Origin of the sequence: Reyranella sp. (genome assembly GCF_965279625.1) — a bacterium.
Classification (GTDB): domain Bacteria; phylum Pseudomonadota; class Alphaproteobacteria; order Reyranellales; family Reyranellaceae; genus Reyranella.
Window position 1 is genome coordinate 4,385,192 of the sequence record NZ_OZ257251.1, and the last position, 19,054, is coordinate 4,404,245.

General features: G+C 66.7%; 18 protein-coding genes and 1 tRNA gene. 13 read left to right on the forward strand and 6 right to left on the reverse strand.

What is annotated here, in order from left to right; translation table 11 throughout:
- Positions 1-52: 52 nt before the first annotated feature.
- Positions 53-1,057 carry an NADP-dependent oxidoreductase gene (locus ACQY78_RS21320; RefSeq protein WP_428678390.1) on the reverse strand — a complete coding sequence of 335 codons (1,005 nt, stop codon included), beginning with the start codon at positions 1,055-1,057 and terminating at the stop codon, positions 53-55.
- Positions 1,054-1,935: a phosphoserine phosphatase SerB gene (gene serB, locus ACQY78_RS21325; RefSeq protein ID WP_428678393.1), complete on the reverse strand. Its 882-nt coding sequence runs from the start codon at positions 1,933-1,935 to the stop codon at positions 1,054-1,056. The genes ACQY78_RS21320 and serB overlap by 4 nt, the downstream gene beginning before the upstream one ends.
- Positions 1,936-1,984: 49 nt before the next feature.
- Between serB and miaA the strand changes: the two genes are divergently transcribed.
- The 3 genes from miaA (at position 1,985) to ilvN (ending at position 5,312) form a co-directional block, all read left to right on the forward strand.
- The gene (gene miaA, locus ACQY78_RS21330) at positions 1,985-2,920 is read left to right on the forward strand and encodes a tRNA (adenosine(37)-N6)-dimethylallyltransferase MiaA (RefSeq protein ID WP_428678395.1); all 936 of its coding nucleotides are present in this window, start codon (positions 1,985-1,987) and stop codon (positions 2,918-2,920) included.
- A gap of 107 nt (positions 2,921-3,027) precedes the next feature.
- Positions 3,028-4,803, forward strand: coding sequence for an acetolactate synthase 3 large subunit (locus ACQY78_RS21335; protein ID WP_428678397.1), 1,776 nt, complete (start codon positions 3,028-3,030; stop codon positions 4,801-4,803).
- Positions 4,800-5,312 carry an acetolactate synthase small subunit gene (gene ilvN, locus ACQY78_RS21340; protein WP_428678400.1) on the forward strand — a complete coding sequence of 171 codons (513 nt, stop codon included), beginning with the start codon at positions 4,800-4,802 and terminating at the stop codon, positions 5,310-5,312. The genes ACQY78_RS21335 and ilvN overlap by 4 nt, the downstream gene beginning before the upstream one ends.
- Positions 5,313-5,374: 62 nt before the next feature.
- On the opposite strand, the gene ACQY78_RS21345 is transcribed toward ilvN, so the two are convergent.
- Positions 5,375-5,917: a hypothetical protein gene (locus ACQY78_RS21345; RefSeq protein WP_428678403.1), complete on the reverse strand. Its 543-nt coding sequence runs from the start codon at positions 5,915-5,917 to the stop codon at positions 5,375-5,377.
- A 174-nt stretch (positions 5,918-6,091) separates the two neighbouring features.
- Here ACQY78_RS21345 and ilvC point away from each other — a divergent pair, with 174 nt between their 5' ends.
- Positions 6,092-7,111, forward strand: a complete 1,020-nt coding sequence (gene ilvC / locus ACQY78_RS21350) for a ketol-acid reductoisomerase (RefSeq protein WP_428678405.1) — start codon at positions 6,092-6,094, stop codon at positions 7,109-7,111.
- Positions 7,112-7,248: 137 nt separating this feature from the next.
- Here the strand turns inward: ilvC and ACQY78_RS21355 are convergent, their stop codons facing one another.
- Positions 7,249-8,007, reverse strand: a complete 759-nt coding sequence (locus ACQY78_RS21355) for an SDR family oxidoreductase (RefSeq protein WP_428678408.1) — start codon at positions 8,005-8,007, stop codon at positions 7,249-7,251.
- A gap of 114 nt (positions 8,008-8,121) precedes the next feature.
- Positions 8,122-8,880: an SDR family oxidoreductase gene (locus ACQY78_RS21360; RefSeq protein WP_428678411.1), complete on the reverse strand. Its 759-nt coding sequence runs from the start codon at positions 8,878-8,880 to the stop codon at positions 8,122-8,124.
- Between the two features lie 42 nt (positions 8,881-8,922).
- On the opposite strand from ACQY78_RS21360, the gene ACQY78_RS21365 reads away from it, so the two are divergent.
- The 9 genes from ACQY78_RS21365 (at position 8,923) to ACQY78_RS21405 (ending at position 17,725) form a co-directional block, all read left to right on the forward strand.
- The gene (locus ACQY78_RS21365; RefSeq protein WP_428678414.1) at positions 8,923-10,023 is read left to right on the forward strand and encodes a Zn-dependent alcohol dehydrogenase; all 1,101 of its coding nucleotides are present in this window, start codon (positions 8,923-8,925) and stop codon (positions 10,021-10,023) included.
- Between the two features lie 95 nt (positions 10,024-10,118).
- Positions 10,119-11,270, forward strand: coding sequence for an acyl-CoA dehydrogenase family protein (locus ACQY78_RS21370; protein ID WP_428678416.1), 1,152 nt, complete (start codon positions 10,119-10,121; stop codon positions 11,268-11,270).
- 156 nt (positions 11,271-11,426) lie between these two features.
- On the forward strand, positions 11,427-11,765 hold the full coding sequence (locus ACQY78_RS21375; RefSeq protein WP_428678418.1) for a hypothetical protein: 339 nt from the start codon (positions 11,427-11,429) through the stop codon (positions 11,763-11,765).
- Between the two features lie 192 nt (positions 11,766-11,957).
- Positions 11,958-12,998: a rod shape-determining protein gene (locus ACQY78_RS21380; RefSeq protein WP_068189726.1), complete on the forward strand. Its 1,041-nt coding sequence runs from the start codon at positions 11,958-11,960 to the stop codon at positions 12,996-12,998.
- A 41-nt stretch (positions 12,999-13,039) separates the two neighbouring features.
- Positions 13,040-13,936 (forward strand): rod shape-determining protein MreC, encoded by an 897-nt coding sequence (mreC, locus tag ACQY78_RS21385; protein WP_428678421.1) that lies wholly within the window; start codon positions 13,040-13,042, stop codon positions 13,934-13,936.
- 1 nt (position 13,937) lies between these two features.
- The gene (locus tag ACQY78_RS21390; protein WP_428678423.1) at positions 13,938-14,510 is read left to right on the forward strand and encodes a hypothetical protein; all 573 of its coding nucleotides are present in this window, start codon (positions 13,938-13,940) and stop codon (positions 14,508-14,510) included.
- The gene (gene mrdA / locus ACQY78_RS21395) at positions 14,507-16,402 is read left to right on the forward strand and encodes a penicillin-binding protein 2 (RefSeq protein WP_428678425.1); all 1,896 of its coding nucleotides are present in this window, start codon (positions 14,507-14,509) and stop codon (positions 16,400-16,402) included. Before ACQY78_RS21390 ends, mrdA begins: the two co-directional genes overlap by 4 nt.
- The gene (gene rodA / locus ACQY78_RS21400; protein ID WP_428678428.1) at positions 16,399-17,553 is read left to right on the forward strand and encodes a rod shape-determining protein RodA; all 1,155 of its coding nucleotides are present in this window, start codon (positions 16,399-16,401) and stop codon (positions 17,551-17,553) included. Before mrdA ends, rodA begins: the two co-directional genes overlap by 4 nt.
- A 96-nt stretch (positions 17,554-17,649) precedes the next feature.
- Positions 17,650-17,725 (forward strand) — tRNA-Lys (locus ACQY78_RS21405).
- A 380-nt stretch (positions 17,726-18,105) separates the two neighbouring features.
- On the opposite strand, the gene ACQY78_RS21410 is transcribed toward ACQY78_RS21405, so the two are convergent.
- Complete coding sequence (locus ACQY78_RS21410) at positions 18,106-18,555, reverse strand: potassium channel family protein (RefSeq protein ID WP_428678431.1); 450 nt, start codon at positions 18,553-18,555, stop codon at positions 18,106-18,108.
- Positions 18,556-19,054: the final 499 nt, after the last annotated feature.

Below are 19,054 nucleotides of genomic sequence, written 5' to 3' on the forward strand. Positions count from 1 at the left end.
CCGTCTGATCGTTCGGCGAGGTCCTTCGCTGGCGCTCAGGACGACAGACAGGTCAGCCGACCTTCACCACCAGCTTGCCGAAGTTCTCGCCCTTGAGCAGGCCCATGAAGGCCTCGGGGGCCTTGGCGAGGCCGTCGATCACGGTCTCACGGCTCTTGAGCTTGCCGGAGGCCACCAGTGCGCCGACCTCGTTCACGAAGTCGCCCATCAGGGCTGCGTGATCGGAGACGATGAACCCCTGCAGGGTGAGGCGGCGCTGGACGATGGTGAACATCTTCTCCGGGCCGGCCATCGGCGCGGCATCCTGGTACTCGGAGATGGCACCGCAGAAGGCGACGCGGCCGAAATTGTTGAGGCGCGCGAAGACGGCGTGGAAGATCTTGCCGCCGACATTCTCGAAATCGGCATCGATGCCCTGCGGGCAAAGCTTGTCGAGTACCGCGCCGACATCGCTCTCGGTCTTGTGGTTGAAGCAGGCGTCGTAGCCCGCCTCTCGCACTGCCCACTGGCACTTCTGTTCGTCGCCGGCGCAGCCCACGACGCGGGCGCCGGCGAGCTTGGCGAGCTGGCCCGCCACCTGGCCGACCGCGCCGGTCGCGGCGGAGACGAACACCGTCTCGCCCGCCTTGGGCTTGCAGATGTGCTTGATCCCGTACCAGGCGGTGAAGCTCGGCATGCCGAGCACGCCGAGATAGGCCGAAAGCGGCAGGCCGGCGGCGTCGATCTTGCGCAGGCCCTTGCCGTCATGGACCGTGTGGGTGGCCCAGTTCAGCATGCCCATCACGATGTCGCCCTTGGCATAGCGCGGGTTCTTCGACTCGACGACCTCGCCGATCGAGCCGCCGGTCAGCGGCTTCTCGAGCTCGAAGGGCGGCGTGTAGGAGCGCAGCTCGGTCATGCGCGGCCGCATGTAGGGATCGAGCGACAGGAAGCGCTGGGCGATCAGGATCTGGCCCTCGGCGAGGGCGGGGAGCGAAACGGTCTCGGCGCGGAAGCAGTCCGCGGTGACGTCGCCCTCGGGGCGCCTTGCGAGGACGATCTGCTGGATCTCGGTCATGGGTCTTTCCTCTCTTCGAAGTCGCTGCGGCGATAGCCCTGCAGGTAGAGCAACGCGCTCAGGTCGCCCTGGTCGATGCGGGCCGGCACCTGGGCCGCCACCGCCGGCTTGGCGTGGAAGGCGACGCCGAGGCCGGCGGCCTGCAGCATCGGCAAGTCGTTGGCGCCGTCGCCTACGCTTATCGCGTCCGCGTCGCCAAGGCCACGCTCTCCGGCCAGGCGACGCAGGGTCGTGAGCTTCGCCTCCTTGCCGAGGATGGGATGCGCCACCGTGCCGGCCAGGGACGTGCCGTCATGCTCCAGCACGTTGGCGGCATCGAGGTCGAAGCCCAGCGCCTTGCGCACCATCGCCGTGAAGTAGGTGAAGCCGCCCGACACCAGCGCGCAGTAGGCGCCGTGCTTCTGCATTGTCGCCACCAGCGTGGCGCCGCCCGGCATGTAGCGGATGCGCGTCGCGGCCTCGTCGAGCCGGCCGACGGGCAGGCCCTTCAGCAGGCCGACCCGCTCCTCGAGCGCGCCCGCGAAATCGATCTCGCCGTTCATGGCGCGGGCGGTGATGCCGGCGATCTTCTCGCGCAGGCCCAGGAAGTCGGCCAGCTCGTCGAGCATCTCGTTGTGGATCATGGTCGATTCCATGTCCGCGACCAGCAGCTTCTTGCGACGCCCTTGCGCCGGCAGAACCACCGCATCGACGCCGGCCAGGCTGATCGAAGGGGCGGTCCCGTCGAACGGCAGGTCGCAGGCAATGCCCTTGTCGAGCCAGTCGGGCGCGCCGACGGTGGCGCCGCTGCCCTTGAGGGCATCGATGGCGGAGGCCACGACCGCGTCGGTCACGGCGGGGCGGGCGGGATCGGAGATCAGGACCAGGACGTTTTTCACGCCCCGGCTCTAGCGGCGGGGTCGCGGATTTGCAAACAGTGCGCCGCTCATGACATCGCACGCTCAGACCCCCGTCATCGTCGTCGCCGGACCGACCGCCAGCGGCAAGTCGGCGCTGGCGCTCGACCTCGCCGAACGTCGCGGCGGCACGGTGATCAATGCCGATGCGATGCAGACCTACGACGCTTTCCCGATCCTGACGGCGCAGCCGACAGCGGAGGAGCGGGCACGGGTGCCGCACGCGCTCTATGGCGTGCTGCCGCTCGGCGAGACCGTGTCGGCCGCGCGCTGGCGCACGCTCGCAGCGGCGGAGATCGACCGGGTGCTGAAGGAGGGCCGCGTGCCCATCCTGTGCGGTGGCTCGGGCCTCTACATCCGGACCTTGATGCAGGGAATCGCTGCCATTCCAGAGGCGCCGCCGGACCTGCGCGAGCAGGCCAATGCCGACTGGGCGGTCCTGGGGTCGCGGGCGTTCCGGGAGCGGCTGGCTCTGCACGATCCTGAAATCGTCGCGCGGCTGAAGCCGGAGGACCGTCAGCGCCACGTCAGGGCCTGGGAGGTCTGGCAGGCCACGGGGCGGCCGTTGAGCGAGTGGCAGAGGGGGGAGGCGTCGGCGGCGCCCTGGCGGTTCGCCACCGTGCTGCTCGCGCCCGACCGGGACTGGCTGCGCGAGCGTATCGCGCGGCGCTTCGATGTCATGATGGCGGCCGGCGTCATGGCCGAGGTCCGCGCCGTCTTCGACCGGCAGCCCGACCCAGCCTGGCCGGGCCTGAAGGCGCATGGCGCACCCGAATTTTTCCGGCACTTCCGGGGGGGAATTACGCTGGGCGACGTCCAGCGCATCGCCATCGACCATACACGGCAATATGCCAAACGCCAGATGACGTGGTTCCGTCACCAAATGACACCAGATGTTGTGTTGGATCCAAGGCCCGATTCAGATTCGGGCGAGATTGAGAAATATTTGGACAATCTGGCAGGGTGAAACTTTGCGTTTCGATCTTTTCGATTGACCGCTCCAAACGCCGCCCCTATGTTCCGCCGCGCCGCAAAACCCCCGTTTTGCGGCACATTTGTCAGAAGGAGACCGCTGTGTTGAAGCCCGAGGAGCCCGCCACGACTGGCGCCGATCTGTTGGTGAAAGCCTTGATCGACGAGGAAGTCGAGGTCGTCTTCGGCTATCCCGGCGGTGCGGTCCTTCCGATCTACGATTCGCTCTTCAAGCAGAACCGGCTGCGCCACATCCTGGTGCGCCACGAGCAGGCCGCCGTGCATGCCGCCGAGGGCTATGCCCGCTCGACCGGCAAGGTCGGCGTGGTGCTGGTGACCTCCGGCCCCGGCGCGACCAATGCCGTGACCGGCCTGACCGACGCACTGATGGATTCGATCCCGATCGTCTGCCTGACGGGCCAGGTGCCGACCCACCTGATCGGCAACGACGCCTTCCAGGAAGCCGACACGACCGGCATCACGCGCCCCTGCACCAAGCACAATTACCTGGTGAAGGCGGTGAGCGACCTCGCGCGCACGGTTCACGAGGCCTTCTACGTGGCGCGCTCCGGCCGTCCGGGCCCGGTCGTCATCGACCTGCCCAAGGACGTGCTGATGAACAAGCACGAATACACGGCGCCGCCCAAGGTCGCGGTGACGCACAAGAGCTACCGGCCGCAGACCCAGCCCGATCCGAAGAAGATCGAGCAGGCGGTCGAGATGATCGCCAATGCCAAGCGTCCGGTGTTCTATGCCGGCGGCGGCATCATCAATGCCGGCCCCAAGGCCTCGAAGCTGCTGACGCAGCTCGTGCACCTCACGGGCTATCCGGTCACCAACACGCTGATGGGCCTGGGATCGTTCCCCGCGTCGGACAAGCAGTTCCTCGGCATGCTGGGCATGCACGGCACCTACGAAGCCAACCTGGCGATGCACGGCTGCGACGTGATGATCAACATCGGCGCGCGCTTCGACGACCGCATCACCGGCAACCTGACGAAGTTCTCGCCGGGCTCGAAGAAGATCCACGTCGACATCGATCCTTCGTCGATCAACAAGAATGTCCATGTCGACCTCGCCATCGTGGGCGATGCCGGCATCGTGCTGGAAGAGCTGCTGAAGGCCTGGAAGGCGAAGCAGCCCAAGGTCGACCAGAAGGCGCTGAAGGCGTGGTGGGCCGAGATCGAGACGTGGCGCGCGCGCAACTGCCTCGCCTACAAGCCGAACAAGCAGGTGATCAAGCCGCAGTATGCGCTGGAGCGGCTCTATCACCACATCAAGGACAAGGACCACTACATCACCACCGAAGTGGGCCAGCACCAGATGTGGGCGGCGCAGTTCCTGAAGTTCGAGCAGCCCAACCGCTGGATGACCTCGGGCGGCCTCGGCACCATGGGCTACGGCTTCCCGGCGGCGCTGGGCGTGCAGATCGCCCATCCCGAGGCGCTGGTCATCGACGTGGCCGGCGAGGCATCGATCCTGATGAACATCCAGGAGCTCTCGACGGCGGCCCAGTATCGCCTGCCGGTGAAGATCTTCGTGCTGAACAACCACTACATGGGCATGGTCCGGCAGTGGCAGGAGCTGCTGCACGGCGGCCGCTATTCCGAGAGCTATTCGGAATCGCTGCCCGACTTCGTGAAGGTCGCCGAGGCGTTCGGCGCCAAGGGCCTGCGCTGCGACGATCCGGCCAAGCTCGACGATACGATCAAGGAGATGATCGAGCTGAAGCATCCCGTCATCGTCGACGTCATCGTCGATGAGAAGGAGAACTGCTTCCCGATGATCCCCTCGGGCGCGGCCCACAATGAGATGCTGCTGGGTCCGGACGACAAGCAGTCTGCGAAGGTGTCGGAAGAAGGCATGGTGCTGGTGTGAGCAAGGATACGTCTATCGTCGCCCACACGATCTCCGTCCTGGTGGCCAACGAGCCGGGCATCCTCGCGCGCGTGGTCGGCCTCTTTTCGGGGCGCGGCTACAACATCGAGAGCCTGACCGTCGCGGAGACCAACGCGAAGGAAAGCCAGTCGCGCATCACCATCGTGACCAAGGGCACGCCGATGATCATCGAGCAGATCAAGGCGCAGCTCGATCGTCTCGTGCCGGTCTATCGCGTGCGCGATCTCACCGTCGAGGGCCCGCACATCGAGCGCGAGCTGGCGTTGGTGAAGGTGAAGGGCGTCGGCGAGAAGAGGGTCGAGGCGCTGCGCCTGGCCGACGTGTTCCGCGCCAAGGTGATCGACGCCAAGTCCGATTCCTTCGTCTTCGAAGTCACCGGCAACACCGACAAGGTGCAGACCTTCATCGGCCTGATGGAGTCCCTGGGCCTGGTCGACGTCGTCCGCACCGGCATCGTCGCCATGTCGCGCGGCGGCGAGGCGCTGTAGCGCCTATTGCTCTGCTCCTCACCTCCCCCGTCATACGGGGGAGGAGAAGAACGCCAGTTCCGTTAGTAGTTCGACAGCCCCTTGATCGAGGCCACGCGGCCCTCGATCTCGGCCAGGTTGGCCGGCGCCTTGTCGATCACGAACAGCGCCTGGGTGCGCCCGTTCATCTGCAACGGGTCGCCGCCCTCGCGCTGCTGCATCTCGCCGAGGAACGTCCCGGCGGGGCGGCAGGTCAGGGTGGCGCTCAGCCCGCCGAAATTGACCCCGGGATAGCGCAGGCAGATCTGGGTGATCTGCTGGCCGCTGGAATCGCTGGTGTTCTGGACCGTCCATTCGCCCTGGAAGACGCGTCGCTGGCCGACCATCCAGACCAGGTCGCGGCCGTCCGCCGTCGAATAGTGGATCTGGGCCGGGCCGGGGCCGCGCGTCCACAGCCAGGTGTGGTTGCGCATCGCCCGCGCGGCACCGTGGACGGTCGAATTCTCCACCGCGTAGTCGATGCCGGGCATCGGGGTGGCCGGGTTCGTCGGGGCGTCGGAAGGCTGGTTACAGGCAACCAGCGCGAGAGCCAAAGACGCGGGGACGAAGGCGGAGCGAAGGGACATTGCGGGCTTTCCTCGGGGATCTACGGGGCTGGGTTGCCCTCCGAGAGGCATACCATATGTAGAAGCGCAAGGGGGACATGCGATAAGGCGGGATTCGAGGCTGGTTTTTGCGAGCCGGGTTGTCTACTAACCCCCGTTCTTTGCAAGAAGCAGCTGCCAGGAGGATTGGCCCCTATGCGTGTCTACTACGATCGTGATGCCGACGTGAACCTGATCAAGGGCAAGAAAGTCCTGGTCGTCGGCTACGGCAGCCAGGGTCATGCCCACGCCATGAACCTCCGTGATTCGGGCGTGAAGGACGTGCGCATTGCGCTGAAGCCCGGCTCGGCCACGATCAAGAAGGCCGAAGGCGCCGGCTTCACCGTGATGAGCCCGGCCGACGGCGCCAAGTGGGCCGACATCGTGATGATGCTGACCCCGGACGAGCTGCAGTCGGACATCTACAATGCCGACCTCGCCGGCAACATGAAGCAGGGCGCGGCGCTGGCTTTCGCGCACGGCCTCAACGTCCACTTCAACCTGCTGACGCCGCGTCCCGACCTCGACGTGTTCATGATCGCGCCGAAGGGCCCGGGCCACACCGTGCGCTCCGAGTATGTGCGCGGCGGCGGCGTGCCCTGCCTCGTGGCGGTGGCGCAGAACCCCTCGGGCAACGCGCTCGAGATCGCGCTGAGCTACTCGTCGGCGGTGGGCGGCGGTCGCGCCGGCACCATCGAGACCTCGTTCAAGGAAGAGTGCGAGACCGATCTGTTCGGCGAGCAGGTCGTCCTGTGCGGCGGCCTGGTCGAGCTGATCAAGGCCGGCTTCGAGACGCTGGTCGAGGCGGGCTACGCGCCGGAGATGGCGTACTTCGAGTGCCTGCACGAAGTGAAGCTGATCGTCGACCTCATCTTCGAGGGCGGCATCGCCAACATGAACTACTCGATCTCCAACACCGCCGAGTACGGCGAGTACCGTTCGGGCCCGCGCATCGTGACGGCCGAGACCAAGGCCGAGATGAAGCGCGTGCTGGAAGACATCCAGTCGGGCCGCTTCGCGCGCGACTGGATGCTGGAGAACAAGGTCAACCAGGCTTCGTTCAAGGCCACGCGCAAGAAGATGGCGGAGCACCCGATCGAAGAGGTCGGCGAGAAGCTGCGCGCCATGATGCCGTGGATCAAGGAAAAGGCCTTGGTGGACAAGGCGCGCAACTAGCGCGCCTTGGACGCCGGCGGGCGGCAGCGCTTGTAACCAAGCGCGAGAGCCCGCACCGGGCAGAAAGATTGAAGGCGCCGAAACCGGCGCCTTTTTTCTTGTCTGTTCTGCACCCGGTGCGCAACGAGTTGCGCACCTTAGATAATATACCCCCCGCCCGACGCATCGAGCATCGCGCCGGTGATGAAGGACGATTCGTCCGACAGCAGCCACAGGACCGCCTGGGCGATCTCGGCTGAGGTGCCGACACGGCGCATCGGAATCGAGGCTTCGATGCTGCTGAGGAAGGCCGGGTCCTTCAGCCGTCCTTCGGTCATCTCGGTCAGCACCATGCCGGGGCGCAGCGAGTTCACGCGGATGCCCTCGGCCGCGACCTCGCGGGCGAAGCCCTTGGTGAAAGCGTCGACCGCGCCCTTGCTCGCGGCATAGGCCGAGGAGCCCAGCCGTCCGCCGAGCGTCGCCGCCATCGACGAGACGTTGACGATCGAGCCGCCTTTGCCGCCATGCTTGGTCGACATGCGCCGGGCCGCCTCGCGACAGCACAGCATCAGGCCGGTGACGTTGGTGGCGAACAGATTGGCCAGCACCTCGGCGTCGTATTCGTCGACCCGGCCGCGCTTTCCGTTGGTGCCGGCGCTGTTGACCAGATGGGTGATCGGTCCCAGCGCCTTCTCGGTCTCCTCGAACAGCCGCACGATGTCGGCCTCGCGCGCCATGTCGCCGGGCAGGGCGATGGCCTTGCCGCCCTGGGCCTCGATGTCGGCCACGACCTTCTTGGCCTGCGTGTCGCGGGTCCGGTAGTTGAGGGCGATGCCGTAGCCGCGGGTCGCGGCCTGGCGGGCGGTCTCGGCGCCGATGCCCGAGGCGCCGCCGGTGATCAGGAGGGTTTTGCTCATGGGCCGATGGTATAGCGCCGGCCCCGATTCGGGAGCAAAAACTTGAAGCCCGCCGTTCTGTTCAAGCCCAACGACCCGTTGCAGATGACGAGGACGTGGGGCCTGAAGCCGGCCCTAGATGATGTACCCGCCACCCGACGCATCGAGCATCGCGCCGGTGATGAACGAGGCCTCGTCCGACAGCAGCCACAGGATCGCGTCCGCAATTTCATGCGACTCGCCGATCCGCTGGATCGGAAGCGACGCGGCGACGGCGGCGAGGACTCCCGGCTCGTTGAGGCGTCCCTCCGTCATTTCGGTCATCACCGGGCCGGGGCGGATCGCGTTGACCCGGATCCCCTCGGCGGCGACTTCCCGCGCAAAGCCCTTGGTGAAGGCATCGACTGCGCCCTTGGTAGCGGCATAGGCCGACGCGCCGCGGCGTCCGCCCAAGGTCGCCGCCATCGACGAGACGTTCACGATGGCGCCGCCCTTGCCGCCATGCTTGGGCGACATGCGTCGGGTCGCCTCGCGGCAGCACAGCATCAGGCCGATGACGTTCACCGCGAAAAGATTGGCGATCACCGCGTGTTCGTACGCGTCGATCCGGCCGCGGCTGGGGTCGATTCCGGCGCTGTTGACCAGGTGCGTGACGGGCCCGAGCGCACGCTCGGCTTCGTCGAACAAACAGACGATGTCGGCTTCGCGCGCCATGTCGCCGGGCAGGGCGATGGCCTGGCCGCCCGCGGCCTCGATGTCGGCCACCACGGCCTTGGCCTGGGCGTCACGGCTGCGATAGTTGATGGCGACGCGGTAGCCGCGCGCGCCGGCGCGGCGGGCGGTCTCGGCGCCGATGCCGGAGGCGCCGCCGGTGATCAGGAGGGTTTTGCTCATGGCCCGATGATATAGTGGCGGCAACGTTCCGGGAGGAAATTCATGAAAGCCGCTGTTCTGTTCAAGCCCAACGAGCCGCTGCAGGTCGTCGAGTGCGAGCTCGACCCGCCCAAGGCGATGGAAGTGCGTGTGAAGATGAAGGCGTCGGGCGTCTGCCAGAGCGACTGGCACATCATGAACGGCGACTGGCCGTCGCCGATGCCGATCGTGCCGGGCCACGAGGCGGCGGGCGAGATCCTCGAATGCGGGCCGGGCGTCACGACGGTGAAGCCGGGCGACCATGTGATCTTCTCGTTCCGCCCGCATTGCGGGCGCTGCCGTTACTGCACCCAGGGCCGCACCGTGCTGTGCATCGGCCGCGCCTCGGTGCCGCCGGGCTCGCAGTATGACGGCACGCTGCGGCTGAAGCACAAGGGTGAGGGCATCAACCAGATGGCCCGCATCGGCACCTTCGCAGAAGAAGTCGTGGTGCCGGAAGAGATGGTGATCCCGATCCGCAAGGACATGCCGTGGCCGCAGGCGGCCCTGGTCGGCTGCTGCGTGGCGACCGGCGTCGGCGCGGTGACGCGCCATGCCAAGATCGAGGCCGGCTCGACCGTGCTGGTGATCGGCTGCGGCGGCGTCGGCCTCAACGCCGTGCAGGGCGCCATGCTCTCCGGTGCGAGCAAGATCATCGCGGCCGACATTCTCGACAACAAGCTCGAGATGGCCAGGACCTTCGGCGCGACCCATACCGTCAACACCGCGACCGACAACGACCCGGTCAAGAAGGTGAAGGAGATCACCGGCGGGCTCGGCGTCGACTATTCCTTCGACGCGGTATCGATCGGCCCGACGCAGGCGCTGGCCTTCGACGCGCTGGCGCCCGGCGGCCACGGCGTCGCGGTCGGCATCGCGGCGGCGACCGCGAAGGCGCAGTACTCGCCGATGGCGATGGTGTTCGGCGAGAAGACGATGAGCGGCACCTTCTACGGTTCGGTGCGGCCCGATCTCGACTTCCCAGTGCTTGTCGACCACTACATGAACAAGCGCCTGAACATCGACGGCCTGATCAGCCGCACCTACAAGCTCTCGGAGATCAACGAGGGCTTCAAGCGCATGATGGCGGGCGAGGTCGCGCGCGGCGTCGTGGTGTTCGACTGATCATGTCGCCCTTCGAGATCCTGGGCCTCGTGGCCCTCGCCGCCGCCGGCGGCTACGCCTACTACCTGTACCGCCAGGACACGAAGCCGAAGTAGATGAGCACCCTCGACGAGTTCGGCCTGACGGAAGAGCAGGTCCTGATCCGGCGCAACGTCGCCGAATTGCTGGCCCGCGTGCTGCCGCCGGAGGAGATCCGGCGGCTCGACGAGGAGTCGGCGTTCCCGCACGCGGCCTTCGAGGCGTTGGCGGCGGCCGGCTACATGGCGCTGCCCTACGATCCGGCCTATGGCGGCATGGGCGGCAGCCGCAAGGATCTCGTCGTGCTGGTCGAGGCGCTGGCGCGTCACTACAGCGGCGCCTCCTCACTCTACCTGCCGACGGTCGTCTATGGCGGCATGCATCTGCAGCTCACGGCGGGCGAGCATCTCAGGCGGCGCTATCTGCCCGAGATCTGCGCCGGCAAGCTGAAGTCGGCTTTCGCGCTGTCGGAGCCCGACACGGGCTCCGATGCGTCGGGCATCAAGACGCGCGCGGTGCGCGACGGCAACGGCTATCGCCTCACCGGGCAGAAGCTCTACATCAGCGCCGCCCACGTCGCCGACTATCTGATGGTGGTGGCCAAGACCGACAGCGAGGCTCGGCACAAGGGCGTGACGCTCTTCTGGGTCGATGCGCGCGCCGCCGGTCTCACCATGAAGCCGCTGCCGACCTTGGGGCGGCGCACCACGCATGCCAACGAGATCTTCTTCGACGGCGTGTTCGTGCCGGCCGATCATGTGATCGGCGAGGAGAATCGCGGCTGGTCGGGGCTGATGAAGGGGCTGAACCTCGAGCGGCTCTGTCTCGCCGCGCAAGCCTGCGGCAACATGCATTTCGCCATCGAATACGCCAAGCGCTTCGCCCAGGAGCGTGTGCAGTTCGGCCAGCCGATCTCGAAGTTCCAGGCGATCCAGCACAAGTTCGCCGACATGCGCATCGCGCTGCGCACGACCCAGGCGCTGACCTATCGCCTGGCCGACATGCTCGATGCCGGCCTCGATCCGGTCGAGGAGACGGCGATCGCCAAGATCCAGGGCACCGATGGCGAATTCAAATGCGCCCATCTCGCGATGGAGATCATGGGCGGCGCCGGCTACACGATGGCGCACGACATCCAGCGCCTGTTCCGCGACGTGCGCGTGGGGTCGATCGGCGGCGGCACCAACGACATCCAGCGCAACACCATCGCCAAGATGATGGGCCTCTGAGGTGCGCAGGATCGGGACAACCCTCACCCTGAGGAGGCGCGCAGCGCCGTCTCGAAGGGTGGCTTCAAGAGGGATGTGCGTAGTGCGCACCCTTCGAGACGCGCCCCTGCGGGGCGCTCCTCAGGGCGAGGCCGGTCGTTTGCCGGTGAGCGCTTAGTGCGCAAGATCGGCGACGCGTCGTTCTTCCGCATCGTCGATCGACTGCTGGAACCCGGTACGACGCGCATGCCGCGCACCGCCTGGAGCGTCGACGGCGTCGAGTGGCAGCGCGAGCGGCACTCCTACGCCGGCGCCAGCCATGGCTTCACGGTCGAGGTCACCACCGGGCGCAAGACGGGCATCGCGCCGTGGACGATGATCGTGGTGAAGGAATACTGGCGCTCGGGGCGGGGCGACGAACTGAAGTCGCATCAATGGGCGCATATCGAGGCCGGCCGCCGCGCCGACGTCGTGGCCTGGCTCCAGCGGCAGGAACGCCGGCTGGAAGGCGCCTGAAACGCCCGTTGCACGCAACTTTTCAGTCGTTGCGAAGCTTGGACGAGCACAAACGGTGACCATCGATGCGACCGTTTGAATCGCCTTGCGAGCCTTGCCCTGCCGGTCTAAACCCGGTCGCACCCTCGGTGCCGGACCTCGGAATGGCACGAGTATTTCAAGATTTCGCCGTAATTACAGAGACTTAACTCAATGCTGTCGCGCGTCATCGGGCTATTTTCGGCGGACATGGGTATCGACCTCGGTACGGCGAACACGCTGGTCTATGTGAAGGGTCGAGGCATCGTTCTGAACGAGCCGTCGGTCGTGGCGCTCACCACGCAGAGTGGCAAGCGCCAGGTCCTCGCCGTCGGCGAGGAAGCCAAGATGATGCTGGGCCGTACGCCCGGCAACATTCAGGCAATCCGCCCGCTGCGCGACGGCGTCATCGCCGACTTCGAAGTCGCCGAGGCGATGATCAAGCACTTCATCTCGAAGGTGCACAATCGCCGCAGCTTCGCCCATCCGCAGATCGTGGTCTGCGTGCCCTCCGGCTCCACCGCCGTCGAGCGCCGCGCCATCCAGGAATCGGCCGAGAGCGCCGGTGCCCGCAAGGTCTGGCTGATCGAGGAGCCGATGGCCGCTGCGATCGGCGCCGGCCTGCCGGTGACCGAGCCCACGGGCTCGATGGTCGTCGACATCGGCGGCGGCACCACCGAGGTGGCCGTGCTGTCGCTGGGCGGCATCGTCTATCCGCGCTCGGTGCGCGTCGGCGGCGACAAGATGGACGAGGCGATCATCGCCTACATCCGCCGCAATCATAACCTGCTGGTCGGCGAAAGCTCGGCCGAGCGCATCAAGAAGACCATCGCCTCCGCCTGCCCGCCCGATGACGGCGAAGGCCGCACGATGGAGATCAAGGGCCGCGATCTGATGAACGGCGTCCCGAAGGAACTGGTCATCACCGAGCGGCAGATCGCCGAGAGCCTGCAGGAGCCGGTGAGCGCCATCGTCGAGGCCGTGAAGGTCGCGCTGGAGAACACCGCGCCCGAACTGGCCGCCGACATCGTCGACAAGGGCATCGTGCTCACGGGCGGCGGTGCGCTGCTCGCGAACATGGACACCGTGCTGCGCCAGGCGACCGGCCTGCCGGTCTCGGTGGCCGAGGATCCGCTGCTCTGCGTGGCCCTTGGCACGGGCCATGCTGTCGAGAACATCGTACGACTGCGTGGCGTTCTTTCGTCGATGTACTAACAGGCCACGCCGCCGCCCGCTTGGGTTAGGATGGGCAGGAAATGGCGATTCGGGACGACTTCGAGGTAGCCGCGAGCCAGGTGCGCACCGTCGTGCAGCGCTTCGCCCTCGGCCTGCTCGTGATCGTGACCTTCGGCGTCATGCTGGTCGGCAAGGCCGACACCGTCCTGGTCGAGCATGCCCGTGTGCTGGCGCTCGACATGGTGAGCCCCGTGCTGGAGGCCATCGCCCGGCCCGTCGCCTACGCCAATCGGGCCATCGCCGATCTCCGTGAATTTGCCTCGCTGCGTGACGAAAACGCGCGCCTGCGCGAGGAGAATGCCCGCCTGCTGGCCTGGCAGACCGCCGCGCGGAGGCTTGAGAACGAAAACGAGGGACTTCGGAGCCTCGCCAAGTTCCGCGAAGGGCCCGAAGCCTCCTTCATCACCGCCCGCCTCGTGGGCGACAGCGTCAGCGCCTACATGCGCGGGGCGCTGCTGAACGTCGGTCGCCGGGTCGGCGTCGCGCCGGGCCAGGCGGTGGTCACCGGCGAGGGGCTGGCGGGCCGCATCGCCGAGGTCGGCGAGAACAGCTCGCGCGTCCTCTTCGTGACCGACGTAAATTCGCGCCTGCCGGTGCTGGTCGAGCGCACCCGCGAGCGCGCCATCCTGGCCGGTGACAATTCGCCCCGGCTGCGCCTCGCCCTGCTGCAGAGCATCGCCGGCGTGCAGACCGGCGACCGGATCGTCACCTCCGGCCATGGCGGCAGCTTCCCGGTCGGCATTCCGGTCGGCGAGGTCGTCGAGACCAGCGAGGGCACCGTGCGCGTGCGGCCCTTCACCGATTTCTCGCGGCTCGAATTCGTGCGGGTCGTCGACTACGGCGTGACCGGCTTGGTGGGCAGCGGCGCGGGTACCCCTGCGCCGTCGGCGCCGCCCGCCGGCGTGCGGGTCCGCTGACATGCGTACCGACAGCACGCTCGCCATCCTCGACCGCTGGGGCCGCGCGGCGCTTCCCGGCACCGTTCTGCTGTTCTTCGTGCTGCTGACCCTGGCGCCGCTGCGCGCGCCCTATCTGTCGGACACCCTGCCGCTCTTGCCGGTGCTGGTCGTCTTCCAGTTCAGCCTGGCCACGCCTGAGCGCCTGCCGGGGCCGCTGCTGCTGGTAATGGGCGTCCTGCTCGACCTGCTGCTGGGCGGACCGGGCGCGCCCGTTGGCATCAGCGCGCTGGGCTTCATCCTGGTCCGCGCCGCCGTCATCTCCAACCGGCGCTATCTGGTGGGCGTTCCGTTCCTGTTCCAGTGGATCGGCTTCTGCATCCTGTGCTGGGGCTTCGTGGCGCTGGTCTGGGCGTTCACGACGCTGTGGACATGGGCCCCCATCGATCCGATCCCCGCGATGTTGCAGTATATCGTGGTGATCGTGATCTATCCGCTGCTGGCCCCCTTGCTCGCCCGCGTTCGTGCCCGCGATCCCCTGAACGTGCCCGAGCTGTCGCGCGGTTCGGCGCGGCCCGGTGAGACCACGACATGAAGCATTTCAGGAAGGGCGACGGCGAACGCAGCGGCCTCTTCACCCGCCGGGCCCTGCTGCTGGGCGGCGCGCAGGCCGTGCTGCTGACGGCGCTGGCCGGCCGTCTCTACCAGCTCCAGGTCGTCGAGACCGATCGCTTCTCCACGCTGGCCGAAGAGAACCGCGTCAGCATGCGGCTGCTGCCGCCGTCGCGCGGGCTGATCTTCGATCGCGGCGGCGTGCCGCTGGCCGTCAACCGCAACAACTTCCGCGCCATGGCGACGTCGGACCGCGGCCGCGGCGCCGATATCCTGGTCGATCGCCTCGACCAGATCCTGAGCCTGGGCGATGCCGACAAGGCCCGCCTGCTGCGCGAGCTGCGCCGCAGCCGCAACGCGCAGCCCGTCGTGGTGCGCGAGAATCTCGGCTGGGAAGAGGTCGCCCGGCTCGAGTTCAACGCCCCCGACCTGCCGGGCGTATTCATCGATCTCGGCCAGTCGCGCGACTATCCCGAAGGCGACCTGATGAGCCACATCGTGGGCTATACCGGCCGCGTCGCCGACGAGGATCTCGCCGGCCGCGACGATCCGGTGCTGCAGCTCGCGACCATGCGGTTCGGCAAGAAGGGCGTCGAGCGCTCGCTCGAGGATGATCTGCGCGGCCGCGCCGGCGCCGTCCAGGTCGAGGTGAATGCCGTGGGCCGCGTCGTGCGCGAGCTCGAACGGACCGAGGGCCAGCCCGGCGCCAATGCGCTGCTCACCATCGATCTCGACATCCAGCGCTTCGCCGCCGAAAAGATGAAGGAGCACCAGAGCGGTTCGGTGGTGGTGCTCGACGTGATCACCGGCGACGTGATCGCCATGGTCTCGACGCCCGGCTTCGATCCCACGACCTTCGCCCGCGGCATCACGCAGGGCGAATGGCGCGACCTGCTCGACAATCCCGAGAGGCCTCTGCACAACAAGGCGATCGCCGGCGTCTATCCGCCGGGCTCGACCTACAAGATGGTGACGGCACTGGCCGCGCTCGACGCCAAGGTGATCGACCCGTGGACGCGCCTGCCGTGCGCCGGTTTCCTCGAGCTGGGCAAGATCAAGTTCCATTGCTGGCTGAAGGGCGGGCACGGCTCGACCAACGTCAGCGAGGCGATCGCCATGTCGTGCGACTGCTTCTTCTACGAGGCGGCGCGCCGGGCCGGCATCGACCGCGTGAGCGACATGGCCCAGCGCCTGGGCTTCGGCAAGGTGAGCGAACTCGGCCTTCCCGGCGAATCGGCCGCCAACCAGCCGACCCGCGTCTGGAAGCAGGAGAAGATCGGCAAGGCCTGGCAGCACGGCGACACGTTCAACCTCGGCATCGGCCAGGGCTACATGACGGCGACGCCTCTGCAGCTCGCCATCATGACCGCGCGCCTCGCCAATGGCGGCTACGAGGTCCAGCCCAACCTGCTGCTGGCCAAGGCCACGCCGCGCGAGGAACTCGCGCCGCCGGCGCCGCGCACCAAACCGACGGCACCGTCGCTGCGCCTGAACCCGCAGCATCTCGCGGTGGTCCGCCAGGGCATGGTGGACGTGGTCAATGCCGGTCATGGCACGGCCAACACGCTGCGCGCCAAGCAGCCCGAGTTCACCTTTGCCGGCAAGACCGGCACCGCACAGGTCAAGCGCATCACCGAGCGCGAGCGCGAGATGGGGATCACCCAGGCCTCGCTGCCCTGGCACCTGCGCCACCATGCGCTGTTCGTCTGCTACGGGCCGGTCGACAATCCGCGCTATGCCTGCGCCGTGATCGTTGAGCACGGTCAGGCGGGCGGCGCGACCGCAGGCCCGATCGGCCGTGACGTGCTGATCGAGACGATGAAGCGCGACCCGTCGCGCCGCACCGACCGCTTCAAGAAGATGGCATCGCGATGAGCCTCGCCGCCCTGGGCGGCGGTCCGTCGCTCGACGCGCCGGCACCGGTCGGCTTCGCCGAGAAGATCTGGCGGATCAACTGGGGACTCGTGCTGGTGCTGACGGCAATCGCCGGGGTCGGTGTGCTGGCGCTCTATTCCGCGGCCGGCGGGCGCTTCGAGCCGTGGGCGGCGCGCCATGCCGTGCGCTACGGCTCGGCCCTGATGCTGATGCTGGTGGTGGCGCTGGTCCATCCCAAGATCTGGCTGACGCTCGCCTGGCCGATCTACATCGTGTCCGTGCTGATGCTGGTTGCGGTCGACGTGATCGGCAAGATCGGCATGGGCGCCCAGCGCTGGCTGGTCATCGGCCCGCTGCAGATCCAGCCCTCGGAAATCGCCAAGGTGGCGGTGATCATGGTGATCGCGCGCTATTATCACGGGCTGCGGCGCGAGCAGGCCGGCCAGTTCCTCTACACGCTTCCGCCGCTCGCCATGATCCTGGTCGTGGTCGGCCTCGTCATGGTCCAGCCCGACCTCGGCACCGCCATGATGGTGCTGATGGGTGGGGGCGCGTTGCTGTTCGTGGCCGGTGTGCGGATCTGGATGTTCCTGGCCGCCGGCATCAGCGCCGTGGCCTGCCTGCCGATCGCCTGGTCGCTCATGCACGAGTACCAGAAGAAGCGGGTGCTCACCTTCCTCGATCCCGACCGCGATCCGTTGGGCGCCGGCTATCACATCACCCAGTCCAAGATCGCCATCGGCTCGGGCGGCATGTTCGGCAAGGGCTTCCTGAAGGGCACGCAATCGTCGCTGAACTTCCTGCCCGAAAAGCAGACCGATTTCATCTTCACGACCTTCGTCGAGGAGTGGGGCATGGCCGGCGCCCTGGTGCTGCTCGGCCTGTTCGCGCTGGTCGTGGTCTGGGGCTTTTCCATCGCCTTCCGCAGCCAGCATCATTTCGGCCGCCTGCTGGCGCTCGGCGTCACGGCGATGATGTTTCTCTACGTGTTCATCAACACCGCCATGGTGATGGGCATGCTGCCGGTCGTCGGCGTGCCGCTGCCGCTGGTCAGCAACGGCGGCACCGCGCTCCTGTCGGTGATGTTCGCCTGCGGCCTGCTGATCGGGGTCAATGTCTACCGCGATGCGCAACTCCCGAGGACCCGATAGGTCGATCTGAAAATTCTCTCGCACGAGGCTATCGACAAGGCGGAACAGCCTTGGTATAGCCGCCGCCTTCCGGGCAATGACCCTGCTAAGCAGTGGGGGCGCATAGCTCAGTTGGTAGAGCAGCTGACTCTTAATCAGCTTGTCCCAGGTTCGAGCCCTGGTGCGCCCACCAATGCCCGGAAAGCAAAGAAGCCCCGAGAGATCGGGGCTTTTCGCTTTCTGGGTGCAGTGGATGGTGGCTCGCCCAAGGCCTAACTCCGCAAGTTTACATAGCGCGACTGGGCCGAGTTTACACATTTCCTGAGCTTTTCCTGGCGCGCCTGCGGTCTGCTTGCTCTTGAAGCTTGATGGCGATTGCCGCCATGACGGCTGCGCCGAAGCCTGGGAGGCGGGCGAGGAGACCACTAATTCCCGATAAGCCCGCTCAACGACGCGGCGAGCCCCGGCGGAAGCAAACGGTTGTCGGCCTGCATGAAGTCGACCTGGCGCATCGCTTTCAGTGACGCCGGCGGGACAGGCCTGGACTTTCTCCTCGGTACCAGCGCCAACGCCTCAATCCGCGCCGGTTTTCTCCAGCCAGTCATGCTCCAGCAATCTCAGCCTGCTGGTGACGGAAAGCAGGAAGGCTGTCGACCAGCCGAACAGGATCAGCCCGTTGCCCGCCTCGATTGCGCCAAACAGCCGCCAGTTGCCCTCGAGCACGACGTCCCCGTAGCCCAGGGTCGTAAAGGTCACGGTCGAAAAATAGAGTGCCGTTTCGAAATCACTCACGGCACCGATCGCCCAGAAAGCGGCCCCATACAGCCAGATCTCGACCGAATGGATGGCCACCAGCCCCAGGACCACGAACAGGATGACGCCGAGCGGGACGAGGCGGCTTTCGTGGGCCCGGATGCGATGCGCCCTATCGCGCAGCACCCACAAGAGGCCGAGCAGACCGCCGAGATGGACGGCGACGGTGAGGCTGACCATCAAGGTCGCGAGCGCGAGGTTGGCAAACATGCGTTGTCCGACATTCCCCAGATGAACCCTTGGAAGAGCTATGGTCGAAAGTTGGTGACGGTTTTGATCAGGAGGGCGGCATATCGTGGAGTAGTTGAAGCCTCTACCTCTCCATCGAAGGAGTGATATGACGTTTCAAATTCTAACGTCGTCACACTAGTTCAGCCAGGCACTTTCAGCGATCAGCTCACTGAAGTCTTGCGCCGTCTGGCGTGTCGCCCTGCTGGGGAGCAGCCAATCGCGCATAGGCCTCGTCGAGCTTCTTCTGAGACTTGGCCAGTTCCCCCGGGCGGTGGCGTCCTAGCCCGCCAGCGCCTTGAACATGCGGGCCACGTCTTCCCGGAAGGGTGCGACACTCCCCCGTGGGAAGCCTTGGAACGCTGTGGGACACAGTGCTGTCGCACCTGTCGCCAAGCACTTGTTCCCGTCTCGGGACACGAATTTTGATACCGACAGCGTTTACACAAATGCGCAGTTGGCCACGATTATCGTGCGTCGG